The organism is Pseudomonas sp. Leaf15, from assembly GCF_001421425.1.
GTDB classification, from domain to species: domain Bacteria; phylum Pseudomonadota; class Gammaproteobacteria; order Pseudomonadales; family Pseudomonadaceae; genus Aquipseudomonas; species Aquipseudomonas salomonii.
Genome location: NZ_LMKI01000037.1, coordinates 18525 through 33181, shown reverse-complemented (window position 1 = coordinate 33181; position 14657 = coordinate 18525). Strand labels below are relative to the sequence as shown.

28 protein-coding genes are annotated in these 14657 nt (G+C 54.2%); all 28 read right to left on the bottom strand.

Annotated features, from left to right (window positions below; all coding sequences use genetic code 11):
• Positions 1-13 precede the first annotated feature (13 nt).
• The 28 genes from ASE80_RS28895 to tuf all read right to left on the bottom strand — a co-directional run bounded on the left by ASE80_RS28895 (position 14) and on the right by tuf (position 14639).
• The gene (locus tag ASE80_RS28895) at positions 14-1015 is read right to left on the bottom strand and encodes a DNA-directed RNA polymerase subunit alpha (protein WP_003176403.1); all 1002 of its coding nucleotides are present in this window, start codon (positions 1013-1015) and stop codon (positions 14-16) included.
• A gap of 22 nt (positions 1016-1037) precedes the next feature.
• Positions 1038-1658: a 30S ribosomal protein S4 gene (gene rpsD / locus ASE80_RS28890; protein WP_003210056.1), complete on the bottom strand. Its 621-nt coding sequence runs from the start codon at positions 1656-1658 to the stop codon at positions 1038-1040.
• A gap of 18 nt (positions 1659-1676) precedes the next feature.
• Positions 1677-2066 (bottom strand): 30S ribosomal protein S11, encoded by a 390-nt coding sequence (gene rpsK, locus ASE80_RS28885; RefSeq protein WP_002555466.1) that lies wholly within the window; start codon positions 2064-2066, stop codon positions 1677-1679.
• Positions 2067-2096: 30 nt separating this feature from the next.
• Complete coding sequence (rpsM, locus tag ASE80_RS28880) at positions 2097-2453, bottom strand: 30S ribosomal protein S13 (RefSeq protein WP_003210063.1); 357 nt, start codon at positions 2451-2453, stop codon at positions 2097-2099.
• 129 nt (positions 2454-2582) lie between these two features.
• On the bottom strand, positions 2583-2699 hold the full coding sequence (gene rpmJ / locus ASE80_RS30565; RefSeq protein ID WP_002555468.1) for a 50S ribosomal protein L36: 117 nt from the start codon (positions 2697-2699) through the stop codon (positions 2583-2585).
• A gap of 28 nt (positions 2700-2727) precedes the next feature.
• Positions 2728-4056: a preprotein translocase subunit SecY gene (gene secY / locus ASE80_RS28875; RefSeq protein ID WP_016969470.1), complete on the bottom strand. Its 1329-nt coding sequence runs from the start codon at positions 4054-4056 to the stop codon at positions 2728-2730.
• On the bottom strand, positions 4057-4494 hold the full coding sequence (rplO, locus tag ASE80_RS28870; protein WP_003176407.1) for a 50S ribosomal protein L15: 438 nt from the start codon (positions 4492-4494) through the stop codon (positions 4057-4059).
• Positions 4495-4497: 3 nt separating this feature from the next.
• Entirely contained in the window at positions 4498-4674 is a 177-nt protein-coding gene (gene rpmD / locus ASE80_RS28865) for a 50S ribosomal protein L30 (RefSeq protein WP_003176408.1), read from the bottom strand.
• Between the two features lie 2 nt (positions 4675-4676).
• Complete coding sequence (gene rpsE / locus ASE80_RS28860; RefSeq protein ID WP_003176409.1) at positions 4677-5177, bottom strand: 30S ribosomal protein S5; 501 nt, start codon at positions 5175-5177, stop codon at positions 4677-4679.
• A gap of 3 nt (positions 5178-5180) precedes the next feature.
• Positions 5181-5531, bottom strand: a complete 351-nt coding sequence (gene rplR / locus ASE80_RS28855) for a 50S ribosomal protein L18 (protein ID WP_017135964.1) — start codon at positions 5529-5531, stop codon at positions 5181-5183.
• 10 nt (positions 5532-5541) lie between these two features.
• Positions 5542-6075, bottom strand: a complete 534-nt coding sequence (gene rplF, locus ASE80_RS28850; RefSeq protein ID WP_003176412.1) for a 50S ribosomal protein L6 — start codon at positions 6073-6075, stop codon at positions 5542-5544.
• 12 nt (positions 6076-6087) lie between these two features.
• Complete coding sequence (rpsH, locus tag ASE80_RS28845; RefSeq protein WP_010566853.1) at positions 6088-6480, bottom strand: 30S ribosomal protein S8; 393 nt, start codon at positions 6478-6480, stop codon at positions 6088-6090.
• 208 nt (positions 6481-6688) lie between these two features.
• Complete coding sequence (gene rpsN, locus ASE80_RS28840) at positions 6689-6994, bottom strand: 30S ribosomal protein S14 (RefSeq protein WP_003176414.1); 306 nt, start codon at positions 6992-6994, stop codon at positions 6689-6691.
• A 13-nt stretch (positions 6995-7007) separates the two neighbouring features.
• Positions 7008-7547: a 50S ribosomal protein L5 gene (gene rplE / locus ASE80_RS28835; protein WP_003176415.1), complete on the bottom strand. Its 540-nt coding sequence runs from the start codon at positions 7545-7547 to the stop codon at positions 7008-7010.
• 20 nt (positions 7548-7567) lie between these two features.
• Positions 7568-7882: a 50S ribosomal protein L24 gene (gene rplX, locus ASE80_RS28830; RefSeq protein WP_003176416.1), complete on the bottom strand. Its 315-nt coding sequence runs from the start codon at positions 7880-7882 to the stop codon at positions 7568-7570.
• A gap of 11 nt (positions 7883-7893) precedes the next feature.
• Entirely contained in the window at positions 7894-8262 is a 369-nt protein-coding gene (gene rplN, locus ASE80_RS28825; protein WP_002555479.1) for a 50S ribosomal protein L14, read from the bottom strand.
• 23 nt (positions 8263-8285) lie between these two features.
• A complete protein-coding gene (gene rpsQ / locus ASE80_RS28820; RefSeq protein WP_003176419.1) occupies positions 8286-8552 on the bottom strand; it encodes a 30S ribosomal protein S17 in 267 nt (88 codons plus the stop codon).
• Positions 8553-8554: 2 nt separating this feature from the next.
• On the bottom strand, positions 8555-8746 hold the full coding sequence (gene rpmC / locus ASE80_RS28815; RefSeq protein WP_002555481.1) for a 50S ribosomal protein L29: 192 nt from the start codon (positions 8744-8746) through the stop codon (positions 8555-8557).
• A complete protein-coding gene (gene rplP / locus ASE80_RS28810; protein ID WP_003232424.1) occupies positions 8746-9159 on the bottom strand; it encodes a 50S ribosomal protein L16 in 414 nt (137 codons plus the stop codon). The genes rpmC and rplP overlap by 1 nt, the downstream gene beginning before the upstream one ends.
• A gap of 12 nt (positions 9160-9171) precedes the next feature.
• Complete coding sequence (gene rpsC, locus ASE80_RS28805; RefSeq protein WP_003176422.1) at positions 9172-9858, bottom strand: 30S ribosomal protein S3; 687 nt, start codon at positions 9856-9858, stop codon at positions 9172-9174.
• Between the two features lie 13 nt (positions 9859-9871).
• On the bottom strand, positions 9872-10204 hold the full coding sequence (gene rplV / locus ASE80_RS28800; protein WP_003103908.1) for a 50S ribosomal protein L22: 333 nt from the start codon (positions 10202-10204) through the stop codon (positions 9872-9874).
• A gap of 11 nt (positions 10205-10215) precedes the next feature.
• Positions 10216-10491 carry a 30S ribosomal protein S19 gene (gene rpsS, locus ASE80_RS28795; protein ID WP_002555486.1) on the bottom strand — a complete coding sequence of 92 codons (276 nt, stop codon included), beginning with the start codon at positions 10489-10491 and terminating at the stop codon, positions 10216-10218.
• Between the two features lie 16 nt (positions 10492-10507).
• On the bottom strand, positions 10508-11332 hold the full coding sequence (rplB, locus tag ASE80_RS28790; RefSeq protein ID WP_003176423.1) for a 50S ribosomal protein L2: 825 nt from the start codon (positions 11330-11332) through the stop codon (positions 10508-10510).
• 14 nt (positions 11333-11346) lie between these two features.
• Positions 11347-11646, bottom strand: coding sequence for a 50S ribosomal protein L23 (gene rplW, locus ASE80_RS28785; RefSeq protein ID WP_002555488.1), 300 nt, complete (start codon positions 11644-11646; stop codon positions 11347-11349).
• The gene (rplD, locus tag ASE80_RS28780; protein ID WP_017135963.1) at positions 11643-12245 is read right to left on the bottom strand and encodes a 50S ribosomal protein L4; all 603 of its coding nucleotides are present in this window, start codon (positions 12243-12245) and stop codon (positions 11643-11645) included. The genes rplW and rplD overlap by 4 nt, the downstream gene beginning before the upstream one ends.
• Positions 12246-12257: 12 nt before the next feature.
• Positions 12258-12893 (bottom strand): 50S ribosomal protein L3, encoded by a 636-nt coding sequence (gene rplC, locus ASE80_RS28775; protein WP_003194649.1) that lies wholly within the window; start codon positions 12891-12893, stop codon positions 12258-12260.
• An 81-nt stretch (positions 12894-12974) separates the two neighbouring features.
• Complete coding sequence (gene rpsJ / locus ASE80_RS28770; protein WP_003186070.1) at positions 12975-13286, bottom strand: 30S ribosomal protein S10; 312 nt, start codon at positions 13284-13286, stop codon at positions 12975-12977.
• A gap of 159 nt (positions 13287-13445) precedes the next feature.
• On the bottom strand, positions 13446-14639 hold the full coding sequence (gene tuf / locus ASE80_RS28765) for an elongation factor Tu (protein WP_003176426.1): 1194 nt from the start codon (positions 14637-14639) through the stop codon (positions 13446-13448).
• Between the last annotated feature and the right edge of the window lie 18 nt (positions 14640-14657).

Sequence of the window (14657 nt, the reverse complement as noted above, 5' to 3'; positions counted from 1 at the left end):
GTGATTACGACGATCAGGCAGTCGCCTTGTCGTCCTTCTTAAGACTTGCAGGCGGCCAGTTGTCGAGGCGCATGCCGAGGGACAGACCGCGGGAGGCCAGAACGTCCTTGATTTCAGTCAAGGATTTCTTGCCCAGGTTCGGAGTCTTCAACAGTTCTACTTCGGTACGCTGAATCAGGTCGCCGATGTAGTAAATGTTTTCCGCCTTAAGGCAGTTAGCCGAACGTACAGTCAGTTCCAGATCGTCAACCGGGCGAAGCAGGATCGGATCGATCTCGTCTTCCTGCTCGATTACCACTGGTTCGCTGTCACCTTTGAGGTCGACGAACGCAGCCAACTGCTGTTGCAGAATGGTTGCAGCGCGGCGGATAGCCTCTTCAGGATCCAGAGTACCGTTGGTTTCCAGATCAATAACCAGCTTGTCCAGGTTAGTACGCTGTTCGACACGGGCGTTTTCCACCACGTATGCGATACGGCGAACCGGGCTGAACGAAGAGTCAAGCTGCAAGCGACCAATGCTGCGGCTTTCGTCTTCATCGCTCTGACGCGAGTCGGCCGGTTCATAACCACGACCACGAGCTACGGTGAGCTTCATGTTCAGGGCGCCGTTAGACGCCAGGTTAGCGATTACGTGATCGGGATTAACGATCTCGACATCATGATCCAGCTGAATATCGGCAGCGGTAACCACCCCCGAACCCTTCTTCGACAAGGTCAGCGTAACTTCGTCACGGCCGTGCAGCTTGATAGCCAGACCTTTAAGGTTCAACAGGATTTCAATTACGTCTTCCTGTACACCTTCGATGGCGCTGTACTCGTGGAGCACACCGTCAATCTCGGCCTCGACTACTGCACAGCCGGGCATTGAGGACAACAGGATGCGGCGCAGCGCGTTGCCCAGGGTGTGGCCAAAACCACGCTCGAGAGGCTCGAGAGTGATCTTGGCGCGGGTTGGACTGACAACCTGCACATCAATGTGGCGGGGTGTCAGGAACTCATTTACCGAAATCTGCATGGATGCACCTATTTTCTAGCCCTTACTTGGAGTAGAGCTCGACAATCAGGCTTTCGTTGATGTCGGCGGACAGATCACTGCGAGCAGGAACGTTCTTGAAAACGCCCGACTTCTTCTCAGTGTCTACTTCTACCCATTCTACGCGGCCACGTTGGGCACACAGATCGAGAGCTTGGACAATGCGAAGTTGGTTTTTTGCTTTCTCGCGAATCGCGACCACGTCACCAGCACGAACCTGGTAGGACGGAACGTTAACGGTTTGGCCGTTTACGCTGACGGATTTGTGCGATACCAGCTGACGGGATTCGGCACGAGTCGAACCAAAGCCCATACGGTATACAACGTTGTCCAGACGGCATTCGAGCAGTTGCAGCAGGTTTTCACCGGTTGCACCTTTCTTGCCAGCAGCTTCTTTGTAGTAGCCGCTGAACTGACGCTCGAGAACGCCGTAGATACGACGGACCTTCTGCTTTTCACGCAGTTGGGTGCCGTAATCGGACTGGCGACCGCGGCGTTGGCCGTGGATACCAGGTGCTGCTTCAATGTTGCACTTCGATTCGATCGCGCGCACGCCGCTCTTCAAGAAGAGATCGGTGCCTTCGCGACGAGCGAGTTTGCATTTTGGACCAATGTAACGAGCCATTCTTTACAATCTCCTGGATTACACGCGGCGCTTCTTCGGCGGACGGCACCCGTTGTGCGGGATTGGCGTCACGTCGGTGATGCTGGCGATCTTATAGCCACAGCCGTTCAAAGCACGGACAGCAGACTCACGACCTGGACCTGGACCTTTGACGTTAACGTCGAGGTTTTTCAGGCCGTATTCCAGCGCAGCTTGACCAGCACGTTCAGCAGCTACTTGAGCAGCAAACGGGGTGGACTTGCGGGAACCGCGGAAACCCGAACCACCAGAGGTAGCCCAAGACAGCGCGTTACCTTGACGGTCGGTGATGGTCACGATGGTGTTGTTAAAAGATGCATGGATGTGGGCGATGCCATCAACCACTGTCTTTTTAACTTTTTTACGAGGACGAGCAGCAGGTTTTGCCATGATAATTTTCCTGTCGATTCGCGTGGGCGATTACTTGCGGATCGGCTTACGCGGACCTTTACGGGTACGCGCGTTAGTCTTGGTACGCTGACCGCGTACTGGAAGACCACGACGATGACGCAGACCACGGTAGCAACCGAGGTCCATCAAACGCTTGATTTTCATGTTGATTTCGCGACGCAGGTCACCTTCAGTGGTGAACTTCGCCACTTCGCCACGCAACAGCTCAATCTGCTCGTCGCTCAGATCCTTGATCTTTGCGGCTGGGTTTACCCCAGTGTCTGCGCAAATTTTCTGCGCAGTAGTGCGACCAACACCATAGATGTAGGTCAGCGAGATAACAGTGTGCTTGTTATCTGGAATGTTAACGCCTGCAATACGGGCCATTCAGTGGGACTCCAATTGACAGCTACCTACGCCCCGGAAGCCAAGAAATAGGGCGCGAGATAATATCGCTGTAATAACAAATAATCAACCCGGCAGCGCACTAGCTGCCGGGCTTCAAGCGGATCACACTCAGCCTTGGCGCTGTTTGTGACGCGGTTCCGCGCTGCAAATTACTCGAACAACACCTTCGCGGCGAATAATCTTGCAGTTACGGCACAGCTTTTTCACCGATGCACGAACTTTCATCACCAACTCCTCGAACCTTATGGGGTACTCAGCGCAACATGCCGCTGCCGTAGCCCTTCAGGTTGGCTTTCTTCATCAGGGATTCGTACTGGTGCGAAACGAGGTGCGATTGTACTTGGGACATGAAGTCCATCACAACCACGACCACGATCAGCAACGAGGTCCCGCCAAGGTAGAACGGAACGTTTGCTGCAACCACCAGGAACTGGGGAAGCAAGCACACGGCCGTCATATATAGAGCACCGAACAGGGTCAAACGAGTCAGAACGCCATCAATGTAGCGTGCCGACTGCTCACCTGGACGGATACCCGGAATAAAGGCACCGGACTTCTTCAGGTTTTCCGCTACGTCTTTCGGATTGAACATCAACGCCGTATAGAAGAAGCAGAAGAAAATAATCCCTGCACTAAACAGCAGAATATTCAACGGCTGACCAGGAGCGATCGACTGAGAGAGGTCCTGCAGCCAGCCCATATTTTCAGACTGACCAAACCAGGTACCCAACGAAGCCGGAAACAGCAAAATGCTGCTCGCGAAAATTGCCGGAATAACACCGGCCATATTCACTTTCAGCGGCAAGTGGCTGGTCTGCGCAGCGAAGACCTTGCGGCCCTGCTGACGCTTGGCGTAGTGAACAGCAATACGACGCTGGCCACGCTCAATGAACACCACAAAACCGATAATCGCTACTGCCAGCAAACCGATGGCAACCAAGGCGAAGATATTGATATCACCCTGACGTGCAGACTCGAAAGACTGCCCAATTGCTCTCGGAAGACCGGCGACGATACCTGCGAAAATCAACATCGAGATACCGTTACCAACACCACGCTCAGTAATCTGCTCACCCAGCCACATCATGAACATCGCACCAGCCACAAACGTGGATACCGCGACGAAATAGAAGCCAAAGTCACCAGTGAACGCAACGCCCTGCCCCGCCAGGCCAACGGACATGCCGATAGCTTGAACCAGGGCGAGAACGACAGTGCCGTAGCGGGTGTACTGGCTAATCTTGCGACGGCCAGCTTCACCTTCCTTCTTCAACTGCTCCAGCTGCGGGCTCACGGCGGTCATCAACTGCATGATGATCGATGCCGAAATGTACGGCATGATCCCCAGTGCAAAGATGCTCATCCGTTCCAGCGCGCCGCCGGAAAACATGTTGAACAAGCTAAGAATGGTCCCCTCATTCTGTCGAAACAGGTCTGCGAGTCGGTCCGGGTTGATACCTGGAACCGGGATGTGTGCGCCTATTCGGTAGACGATAATCGCCAGGAACAGAAAACGCAGACGAGCCCAAAGTTCAGACATACCGCCTTTGCCGAGCGCTGAGAGAGCACCTTGCTTAGCCATTTATTCCTCGAACTTGCCGCCAGCTGCTTCGATAGCCGAACGCGCACCTTTGGTGGCGCCGATTCCCTTGCCGATAGTGACAGCGCGAGTCACTTCACCGGACAGCATGATTTTCACACGCTGTACGTTGACGTTGATCACGTTGGCATCTTTCAGGGTCTGCACAGTAACGATATCGCCTTCCACTTTAGCCAGCTCGGACAGACGCACTTCTGCGCGGTCCATGGCTTTCAGGGATACGAAACCGAACTTAGGCAGGCGACGATGCAGCGGCTGTTGACCGCCTTCAAAGCCAGGAGCAATGGTGCCACCGGAGCGGGAGGTTTGACCTTTGTGGCCACGGCCACCAGTCTTACCCAAACCGCTACCGATACCACGGCCCGGACGATGCTTTTCGCGACGGGAACCCGGCGCTGGACTCAGATCATTGAGTTTCATCGATTAACCCTCTACACGCAGCATGTAGTAAGCCTTGTTGATCATCCCGCGATTCTCGGGAGTATCCTGGACTTCTACAGTGTGACCGATGCGACGCAGACCCAAACCTTTAACGCACAGTTTGTGGTTAGGAATGCGGCCGGTCATGCTTTTGATCAGCGTTACTTTAACGGTAGCCATGATCAGAAGATCTCCTTGACAGTCAGACCACGCTTGGCAGCGATGGACTCAGGAGATTGCATAGCTTTCAAACCTTTGAAAGTGGCGTGAACCACGTTTACCGGGTTAGTCGAGCCGTAGCACTTGGCCAGAACGTTCTGGACGCCAGCAACTTCGAGGACAGCACGCATAGCGCCGCCAGCGATGATACCGGTACCTTCAGAAGCAGGCTGCATGTACACCTTCGAAGCGCCGTGAGCGGACTTCATTGCGTACTGCAGCGTGGTGCCGTTCAGATCAACTTGGATCATGTTGCGACGAGCAGCTTCCATTGCCTTCTGGATCGCAGCAGGCACTTCACGTGACTTGCCACGGCCGAAGCCAACACGCCCTTTACCATCACCCACCACGGTCAACGCGGTGAAAGTGAAGATACGGCCGCCTTTAACGGTTTTGGCTACGCGGTTAACTTGAACCAGCTTCTCAATGTAGCCTTCGTCGCGCTTTTGGTCGTTATTTGACATAACTTAGAACTCCAGCCCAGCTTCACGAGCAGCATCAGCCAGCGCTTTCACGCGACCGTGGTACTTGAAGCCAGAGCGGTCGAAAGCCACTTGCGAGACGCCCACGGCCTTAGCACGTGTAGCGACCAGCTGGCCAACCTTTGTGGCCGCGTCGATGTTGCCGGTGGCACCATCACGCAGTTCTTTATCCAAAGTCGAGGCGCTGGCCAGGACTTTGTTGCCGTCGGCCGAGATGACCTGGGCGTAGATGTGCTGCGACGAGCGGTACACGCAGAGACGCACGACTTCGAGTTCGTGCATTTTCAGGCGTGCTTTGCGAGCGCGACGCAGTCGAGTAACTTTTTTGTCGGTCATTTGCTATGCCCTACTTCTTCTTGGCTTCTTTACGACGGACGACTTCGTCCGCGTAGCGCACACCTTTGCCTTTGTACGGCTCTGGTGGACGGAAGTCGCGGATCTCAGCGGCCACCTGACCTACCAGCTGCTTATCAATACCCTTGATCAGGATATCGGTTTGGCTAGGGGTCTCAGCGGTGATGCCTTCCGGCAGTTCGTAATCCACTGGGTGCGAGAAGCCAAGGGCCAGGTTCAAAACCGTGCCTTTTGCTTGCGCTTTGTAACCAACACCGACCAGCTGGAGCTTACGCTCGAAGCCTTGGCTTACGCCTTGGACCATGTTGTTTACCAACGCACGCGTGGTACCGGCCATTGCGCGAGTTTGTTGATCGCCATTGCGAGCAGCGAAACGCAGCTCACCAGCTTCTTCAACGATCTCAACGGACGAATGGATGTTCAGTTCAAGAGTGCCCTTGGCACCCTTCACCGAAAGCTGTTGGCCTGCGAATTTTACTTCGACACCGGCTGGCAGCTTAACGGGGTTCTTAGCGACGCGAGACATGCTTATCCCCCCTTAGAACACAGTGCAAAGAACTTCGCCGCCGACACCGGCAGCGCGCGCAGCACGATCCGTCATCACACCTTTGTTGGTGGAGACGATAGACACGCCCAGACCGCCACGAACTTTCGGCAGATCTTCAGCGGACTTGTACTGACGCAGGCCTGGACGGCTAACGCGCTTCACTTCTTCAATGACCGAACGGCCTTCGAAGTACTTCAGCTCGATGGACAGCAGTGGCTTGGTTTCGCTGCTGATCTGATAACCCGCAATGTAGCCTTCGTCTTTCAGGACTTTGGCAACAGCTACCTTCAACTTGGAAGATGGCATGCTTACGACGGACTTTTCAGCCATCTGGGCATTACGGATACGAGTTAGCATGTCCGCTAACGGGTCCTGCATACTCATGGGCTAGACGCTCCTAATACAAAAAAATTAGCCTTGCGGCTACATATGTCGCCGAGAATCTCCGGCCATAAAAAACACGGGCTCAGGCGAGCCGCGTATTTTAGACACACTCCGGAAATGAAACAAGCCCCAAAAGGGGCTTGATCCAGATTCAAGGTCACCGGCGGTCAGTATCTTGCGATTCTGCCCGCCTGGACGTTGAAAGTACTTACCAGCTGGCTTTAACCAGACCTGGTACGTCACCACGCATTGCCGCTTCACGCAGTTTGTTACGGCCGAGGCCGAACTTGCGGTAAACGCCGTGTGGACGACCGGTCAGGCGGCAGCGGTTACGCATGCGCGAAGCGCTTGCGTCACGTGGCTGCTTCTGCAGAGCAACTGTAGCTTCCCAACGTGCTTCTGGACTTGCGTTCAGATCAACGATGATTGCTTTCAGTGCTGCACGCTTCTTGGCGTACTTGGCAACCGTGAGCTGACGCTTCAGCTCGCGGTTTTTCATGCTCATCTTGGCCATGGTCCTACTCCAATCAGTTGCGGAACGGGAATTTGAAAGCACGCAACAGGGCGCGACCTTCATCATCGTTCTTGGCAGTGGTGGTCAGGGTGATGTCCAGACCGCGGAGAGCATCGATCTTGTCGTAGTCGATTTCCGGGAAGATGATCTGCTCTTTCACGCCCATGCTGTAGTTACCACGACCATCGAAGGACTTGGCATTCAGGCCGCGGAAGTCGCGAACCCGAGGCAGGGAGATCGACAGCAGACGATCCAGGAATTCATACATACGCTCACGGCGCAGAGTCACTTTGACGCCGATCGGCCAACCTTCACGGACTTTAAAGCCAGCGATGGATTTCCGAGCGTAAGTCACAACGACTTTTTGACCGGTGATCTTTTCCAGGTCAGCAACAGCGTGCTCGATGACTTTTTTGTCACCGACCGCTTCGCCCAAACCCATGTTCAGGGTGATTTTGGTAACGCGTGGAACTTCCATCACGTTCGAAAGCTTAAGTTCTTCCTTAAGCTTCGGTGCGATTTCTTTCCAGTAAATCTCTTTTAGTCGTGCCATGGTCTTCTACCTAGCAGTGTTCAAGCATCAACCGCTTTTTGGGTCGACTTGAAGACACGAATTTTCTTGCCGTCTTCTACTTTGAAACCAACGCGGTCAGCCTTGTTGGTTTCGCCGTTGAAAATGGCGACGTTAGAAGCGTCCAGTGGAGCTTCTTTTTCGACGATACCGCCTTGTACGCCCGACATCGGGTTAGGCTTGGTATGACGCTTAACCAGGTTCAGACCGCCGATAACCAGACGGTTATTAGCGAGAACCTTAAGCACCTTACCGCGCTTACCTTTGTCTTTGCCGGCGATCACGATGATCTCGTCGTCACGACGAATCTTTTGCATGTCGGATCTCCTTACAGCACTTCTGGGGCGAGCGAGACGATCTTCATGAACTTCTCAGTACGAAGTTCACGGGTCACTGGCCCAAAGATACGGGTGCCGATCGGCTCCTGCTTGTTGTTCAGAAGAACAGCAGCGTTGCCATCAAAGCGGATAATGGAGCCATCAGCACGGCGTACGCCGTGACGAGTGCGGACTACAACAGCAGTCATCACTTGGCCTTTTTTCACTTTACCGCGAGGAATTGCTTCCTTCACGGTAACTTTGATGATGTCACCGATACCAGCGTAACGACGATGGGAGCCACCCAGCACCTTGATGCACATAACACGGCGAGCGCCGCTGTTATCGGCCACATCGAGCATGGATTGAGTCTGAATCATATAATTTCTCCGACCCCTAGTCCTTAGACTTCCACAGCGCGTTCGAGAACATCAACCAGTGCCCAAGACTTGGTCTTGGCCAGCGGACGAGTTTCACGAATAGTGACTTTGTCGCCGATGTGGCACTGGTTGGTTTCGTCGTGCGCGTGCAGCTTAGTCGAACGCTTAACATATTTACCGTAGATCGGGTGCTTGACGCGACGCTCGATCAGTACGGTGATGGTTTTGTCCATCTTGTCGCTGACAACACGGCCAGTCAGCGTACGGACAGTCTTTTCGGCTTCAGCCATGATCACTTACCTGCCTGCTGGTTGAGCACAGTCTTCACGCGAGCGATGTCACGCTTAACTTGCGAGAGCAGATGAGACTGCCCCAACTGGCCAGTTGCTTTCTGCATACGCAGATTGAACTGGTCGCGCAGCAGGCCGAGCAGTTGCTCGTTCAGCTGCTGTGCGGATTTTTCACGAAGTTCATTCGCTTTCATCACATCACCGTCCGTTTAACAAAGGCGGTGGCGAGCGGCAGCTTTGCAGCAGCCAGGGCAAAAGCCTCACGCGCCAGCTCTTCAGTTACACCCTCGATTTCATACAGGACTTTGCCTGGCTGAATCTGGGCTACCCAGTATTCCACGTTACCCTTACCTTTACCCATCCGAACCTCGAGAGGTTTTTTGGAGATCGGCTTGTCCGGGAATACACGGATCCAGATCTTGCCGCCACGTTTAACGTGACGGGTCAGTGCACGACGCGCTGACTCGATCTGACGAGCGGTGAGACGACCACGAGCTACAGACTTCAGCGCGAACTCGCCGAAGCTGACTTTGCTACCGCGCTGAGCCAGACCACGGTTGTGGCCTGTCATCTGCTTGCGGAACTTCGTACGCTTAGGTTGCAACATTTGGCGTACCCCTTACTTAGCAGCTTTTTTACGAGGCGCTGGTGCTTGTGGTTTCAGTTCTTCTTGGCGACCACCAATTACTTCGCCCTTGAAGATCCAAACCTTTACACCGATCACACCGTAAGTGGTGTGAGCTTCGTAGTTGGCATAGTCGATGTCGGCACGCAGGGTGTGCAGTGGCACACGACCTTCGCGATACCATTCAGTACGTGCGATTTCAGCACCGCCGAGACGACCGCTCACTTGGATTTTGATGCCTTTGGCACCAATGCGCATGGCGTTCTGTACAGCGCGCTTCATAGCGCGACGGAACATTACACGACGCTCCAGCTGCTGAGCTACGCTCTGCGCAACCAGCATACCGTCGAGCTCCGGCTTACGGATCTCTTCGATATTGATGTGCACAGGCACACCCATTTGCTTGGTCAGGTCCTGACGCAGTTTCTCAACATCTTCACCTTTCTTCCCGATAACGATACCTGGACGAGCGGTGTGGATGGTGATACGTGCAGTTTGTGCCGGACGATGGATATCGATACGGCTTACGGACGCGCTTTTTAGTTTGTCTTGGAGATACTCACGCACCTTCAGATCAGCGAACAAATAGTCCGCATAAGTCCGACCGTCTGCGTACCAGACGGAGGTGTGCTCCTTGACGATTCCCAGGCGAATGCCAATGGGATGTACTTTCTGACCCATCTCTTCGACTCCGTTACTTGTCAGCAACCTTGACAGTGATATGGCAAGACCGCTTGACGATGCGATCAGCACGGCCTTTGGCACGTGGCATGATGCGCTTCAGCGAACGCCCTTCGTTGACGAAAACGGTGCTGACCTTAAGGTCATCAACGTCTGCGCCTTCGTTATGCTCGGCGTTGGCTACGGCCGACTCCAGCACTTTCTTCATGATCTCGGCGGCTTTCTTACTGCTGAAAGCCAACAGGTTGAGCGCTTCGCCCACCTTCTTCCCGCGGATCTGGTCGGCGACCAAGCGGGCTTTCTGGGCGGAGATTCGAGCGCCCGACAACTTAGCGGCTACTTCCATTTCCTAACCCCTTAACGCTTGGCTTTCTTGTCTGCCACGTGCCCACGATAAGTGCGGGTACCGGCAAACTCGCCCAGTTTGTGGCCGACCATGTCTTCGTTAACGAGAACTGGGACGTGTTGACGACCGTTGTGTACTGCGATGGTCAGACCGACCATTTGTGGCAGGATCATCGAACGACGCGACCAGGTTTTAACTGGTTTGCGATCGTTCTTTTCCGCCGCCACTTCGATCTTCTTCAGTAGGTGAAGATCAATAAAAGGACCTTTTTTCAGAGAACGTGGCACTGTCGTATCCCTCTATTTACTTGCGACGACGGACGATCATTTTGTCGGTACGCTTATTACCACGAGTCTTCGCGCCCTTAGTCGGGAAGCCCCATGGCGATACCGGATGACGACCACCAGAGGTACGACCTTCACCACCACCGTGTGGGTGGTCAACCGGGTTCATGGCAACACCACGAACGGTTGGGCGAACGCCACGCCAGCGTTTGGCACCAGCTTTACCCAGCGAACGCAGGCTGTGCTCGGAGTTCGAGACTTCACCCAGGGTCGCGCGGCATTCAGCCAGCACTTTACGCATCTCACCAGAACGCAGACGCAGGGTCACGTAGACACCTTCACGAGCGATCAGCTGAGCCGAAGCACCAGCGGAACGAGCGATTTGCGCGCCTTTACCTGGCTTCAATTCGATGCCGTGTACGGTGCTACCAACTGGAATGTTACGCAGTTGCAGAGCGTTGCCCGGCTTGATCGGTGCCAAAGCACCTGCGATCAGCTGGTCACCAGCACTCACGCCTTTAGGGGCGATGATGTAGCGACGCTCGCCATCTGCGTACAGCAGCAGAGCGATGTGAGCAGTACGGTTTGGATCGTATTCGATACGCTCGACAGTGGCAGAGATGCCATCTTTGTCGTTGCGACGGAAATCGACCAGACGATAATGCTGCTTATGGCCACCACCGATGTGACGAGTGGTAATACGACCATTGTTGTTACGACCACCAGTCTTCGATTTTTTCTCGAGCAGCGGTGCGTGAGGAGCGCCTTTATGCAGCTCCTGGTTGACCACCTTGACCACAAAACGGCGGCCAGGGGAAGTCGGTTTGCATTTAACGATTGCCATGATGCACCCCTTCCTTACTCAGCACTGCTGCTGAAATCGAGATCTTGGCCTGGCTGAAGGGAGATAACTGCCTTCTTCCAGTCATTACGCTTGCCCAGACCGCGAGCAGTGCGCTTGCTCTTACCCAGAACATTCAGGGTAGTAACACGCTCTACTTTCACGCTGAACAGGCTTTCGACGGCCTTCTTGATTTCCAGCTTGGTTGCGTCAGTTGCAACCTTGAAAACGAACTGGCCTTTCTTGTCAGCCAGAACCGTAGCCTTTTCGGAAACGTGCGGGCCAAGCAGAACTTTAAATACGCGTTCCTGGTTCATCCCAGCAGCTCCTCGAATTTCTTCACGGCCGACACGGTGATCAACACCTTGTCGTATGCGATCAGACTAACTGGATCGGAACCTTGCACGTCACGTACATCAACGTGTGGCAGGTTGCGAGCAGCCAGGTACAGGTTCTGATCAACAGCTTCCGACACGATCAAAACGTCGGTCAGGCTCATGTTGTTCAGTTTGCCCAGCAGATCTTTGGTTTTTGGACTTTCAACAGCGAAGTCTTGAACCACGACCAGACGATCAGTACGCACGAGTTCAGCAAGGATGGAGCGCAGTGCTGCGCGATACATCTTCTTGTTGAGCTTCTGAGTGTGATCCTGTGGACGAGCTGCGAAAGTGGTACCGCCGCCACGCCAGATTGGGCTACGGATAGTACCGGCACGAGCACGGCCAGTACCTTTCTGACGCCAAGGGCGCTTACCGCCACCACGTACGTCGGAACGGGTCTTTTGCTGCTTGCTACCTTGACGGCCGCCGGCCATGTAGGCCACGACTGCTTGGTGAACCAGCGTCTCGTTGAATTCGCCGCCAAATGTCAGTTCGGAAACTTCGATCGCTTGAGCGTCATTTACATTTAATTGCATGTCAGCTTCCCCTTAACCGCGAGCCTTGGCCGCTGGACGTACAACCAGGTTGCCGCCAGTAGCGCCAGGAACAGCACCCTTGACCAACAACAGATTGCGTTCAGCGTCGACGCGCACTACTTCGAGGGACTGCACGGTCACGCGCTCAGCGCCCATATGACCGGACATTTTTTTGCCCTTGAATACACGACCAGGAGTCTGGCACTGGCCAATAGAGCCCGGGACGCGGTGGGAAACGGAGTTACCGTGAGTGTTGTCTTGGCCACGGAAATTCCAACGCTTGATCGTACCCTGGAAGCCTTTACCCTTGGACTGACCGGTTACATCAACCAGTTGACCAGCGGCGAAGATTTCAGCGTTGATCAGATCGCCAGCCTGGTAGTCGCCGTCTTCGAGACGGAACTCCATAACAGTGCGACCAGCTGCAACGTTTGCTTTAGCGAAGTGACCTGCTTGAGCAGCAGTCACGCGCGAAGCACGACGCTCGCCGACAGTGACTTGCACTGCACGATAGCCATCGGTTTCTTCAGTTTTGAACTGGGTGACGCGATTCGGCTCGATCTCAATGACCGTGACCGGAATGGAGACACCTTCTTCGGTGAAAATACGGGTCATACCGCATTTACGACCGACTACACCAATAGTCATGTTGTAAACCTCATGAGTGTACGGGGCTTTCACCCGCTATGGCCGCCCATTTCAGAGCGTTACACGACTAAGACCCAAGTCTTAGCCGAGGCTGATCTGTACTTCCACACCGGCCGCCAGATCAAGCTTCATAAGTGCATCAACGGTTTTATCCGTTGGCTGGACGATGTCCAGTACGCGCTTATGAGTACGGATCTCGTACTGGTCACGCGCGTCTTTGTTGACGTGCGGGGAGACCAGAACGGTGAACCGCTCTTTACGGGTAGGCAGTGGAATTGGACCACGCACTTGAGCACCAGTACGTTTCGCGGTTTCCACGATTTCCTGGGTGGATTGGTCGATCAGGCGATGGTCAAAAGCCTTCAACCTGATACGGATTTGCTGATTTTGCATTGGATTTCAGACTCCGGCTGCTATTCCCAGCGAGCGCAATACGCCCGTTAAAAGGAGGCGCAATTCTATAGACGGCCCTGATAGGTGTCAACCCAATAAAAAAGGCCCCCGCTGAGCGGGGGCCTTTTCAAAACATCAGAGCTATCTCAGAAGAGATAATTACTCGATGATTTTAGCTACAACGCCAGCACCAACGGTACGGCCGCCTTCACGGATTGCGAAACGCAGACCGTCTTCCATAGCGATGGTTTTGATCAGGGTGACAACCATTTTGATGTTGTCGCCTGGCATTACCATTTCTACGCCTTCCGGCAGTTCGCAGTTACCGGTTACGTCGGTAGTACGGAAGTAGAACTGTGGACGGTAGCCTTTGAAGAACGGAGTGTGACGGCCGCCTTCTTCTTTGCTCAGCACGTACACTTCAGCTTCGAACTTGGTGTGCGGCTTAACCGAACCTGGCTTAACCAGAACCTGGCCACGCTCAACGTCGTCACGCTTGGTACCACGCAGCAGAACGCCGCAGTTCTCGCCAGCACGACCTTCGTCGAGCAGCTTACGGAACATTTCAACACCGGTGCAGGTGGTGACGGTAGTGTCACGCAGACCAACGATTTCCAGTGGATCTTGAACCTTGACGATACCGCGCTCGATACGACCAGTTACAACAGTACCGCGACCGGAGATCGAGAATACGTCTTCGATTGGCATCAGGAACGGCTTGTCGATAACACGAACTGGATCTGGGATGTAGCTGTCCAGAGTCTCAACCAGTTTACGAACGGACGTGGTGCCCATTTCGTTATCGTCTTTGCCTTCCAGAGCCATACGAGCAGAACCGATGATGATCGGAGTGTCGTCGCCTGGGAAGTCGTAAGTGCTCAGCAGATCGCGCACTTCCATCTCAACCAGTTCCAGCAGCTCAGCGTCGTCTACCAGGTCAGCCTTGTTCAGGTAAACCACGATGTACGGAACGCCAACCTGGCGGGACAGCAGGATGTGCTCACGGGTTTGTGGCATCGGACCATCAGCGGCCGAGCAAACCAGGATCGCGCCGTCCATCTGGGCAGCACCGGTGATCATGTTCTTCACATAGTCAGCGTGACCTGGGCAGTCAACGTGAGCGTAGTGACGGATCAGCGAGTTGTATTCAACGTGCGCGGTGTTGATGGTGATACCACGAGCTTTTTCTTCTGGTGCGCTGTCGATTTTATCGAAATCAACGATTGCGGAACCGAATACTTCGGAGCAAACGCGAGTCAGAGCAGCAGTCAGAGTGGTTTTACCGTGGTCAACGTGACCGATGGTGCCAACGTTGACGTGCGGTAGGGAACGATCAAATTTTTCTTTAGCCACGACAATTAACTCCTTGCC

Excerpts from the sequence above, each read along its gene's own strand:
- rpsQ (WP_003176419.1), bottom strand. The coding sequence starts at position 8,552 with ATGGCTGAAGCCGAAAAGACTGTCCGTACGCTGACTGGCCGTGTTGTC.
- rpsK (WP_002555466.1), bottom strand. The coding sequence starts at position 2,066 with ATGGCAAAACCTGCTGCTCGTCCTCGTAAAAAAGTTAAAAAGACAGTG.
- rpmD (WP_003176408.1), bottom strand. The coding sequence starts at position 4,674 with ATGGCTACCGTTAAAGTAACGCTGATCAAAAGCATGACCGGCCGCATT.
- rplD (WP_017135963.1), bottom strand. The coding sequence starts at position 12,245 with ATGCAATTAAATGTAAATGACGCTCAAGCGATCGAAGTTTCCGAACTG.
- rpmJ (WP_002555468.1), bottom strand. The coding sequence starts at position 2,699 with ATGAAAGTTCGTGCATCGGTGAAAAAGCTGTGCCGTAACTGCAAGATT.
- rpsE (WP_003176409.1), bottom strand. The coding sequence starts at position 5,177 with ATGTCAAATAACGACCAAAAGCGCGACGAAGGCTACATTGAGAAGCTG.
- rplR (WP_017135964.1), bottom strand. The coding sequence starts at position 5,531 with ATGACCGACAAAAAAGTTACTCGACTGCGTCGCGCTCGCAAAGCACGC.
- rpsD (WP_003210056.1), bottom strand. The coding sequence starts at position 1,658 with ATGGCTCGTTACATTGGTCCAAAATGCAAACTCGCTCGTCGCGAAGGC.
- rplO (WP_003176407.1), bottom strand. The coding sequence starts at position 4,494 with ATGAAACTCAATGATCTGAGTCCAGCGCCGGGTTCCCGTCGCGAAAAG.
- rplX (WP_003176416.1), bottom strand. The coding sequence starts at position 7,882 with ATGCAAAAGATTCGTCGTGACGACGAGATCATCGTGATCGCCGGCAAA.
- rplE (WP_003176415.1), bottom strand. The coding sequence starts at position 7,547 with ATGGCACGACTAAAAGAGATTTACTGGAAAGAAATCGCACCGAAGCTT.
- ASE80_RS28895 (WP_003176403.1), bottom strand. The coding sequence starts at position 1,015 with ATGCAGATTTCGGTAAATGAGTTCCTGACACCCCGCCACATTGATGTG.
- rplV (WP_003103908.1), bottom strand. The coding sequence starts at position 10,204 with ATGGAAGTAGCCGCTAAGTTGTCGGGCGCTCGAATCTCCGCCCAGAAA.
- rplF (WP_003176412.1), bottom strand. The coding sequence starts at position 6,075 with ATGTCTCGCGTCGCTAAGAACCCCGTTAAGCTGCCAGCCGGTGTCGAA.
- rpsH (WP_010566853.1), bottom strand. The coding sequence starts at position 6,480 with ATGAGTATGCAGGACCCGTTAGCGGACATGCTAACTCGTATCCGTAAT.
- rpsJ (WP_003186070.1), bottom strand. The coding sequence starts at position 13,286 with ATGCAAAATCAGCAAATCCGTATCAGGTTGAAGGCTTTTGACCATCGC.
- rplC (WP_003194649.1), bottom strand. The coding sequence starts at position 12,893 with ATGACTATTGGTGTAGTCGGTCGTAAATGCGGTATGACCCGTATTTTC.
- rplP (WP_003232424.1), bottom strand. The coding sequence starts at position 9,159 with ATGTTGCAACCTAAGCGTACGAAGTTCCGCAAGCAGATGACAGGCCAC.
- rplN (WP_002555479.1), bottom strand. The coding sequence starts at position 8,262 with ATGATTCAGACTCAATCCATGCTCGATGTGGCCGATAACAGCGGCGCT.
- rpsM (WP_003210063.1), bottom strand. The coding sequence starts at position 2,453 with ATGGCCCGTATTGCAGGCGTTAACATTCCAGATAACAAGCACACTGTT.
- rplB (WP_003176423.1), bottom strand. The coding sequence starts at position 11,332 with ATGGCAATCGTTAAATGCAAACCGACTTCCCCTGGCCGCCGTTTTGTG.
- rpsN (WP_003176414.1), bottom strand. The coding sequence starts at position 6,994 with ATGGCCAAGATGAGCATGAAAAACCGCGAGCTGAAGCGTCAGCTCACG.
- rplW (WP_002555488.1), bottom strand. The coding sequence starts at position 11,646 with ATGAACCAGGAACGCGTATTTAAAGTTCTGCTTGGCCCGCACGTTTCC.
- rpmC (WP_002555481.1), bottom strand. The coding sequence starts at position 8,746 with ATGAAAGCGAATGAACTTCGTGAAAAATCCGCACAGCAGCTGAACGAG.
- rpsC (WP_003176422.1), bottom strand. The coding sequence starts at position 9,858 with ATGGGTCAGAAAGTACATCCCATTGGCATTCGCCTGGGAATCGTCAAG.
- secY (WP_016969470.1), bottom strand. The coding sequence starts at position 4,056 with ATGGCTAAGCAAGGTGCTCTCTCAGCGCTCGGCAAAGGCGGTATGTCT.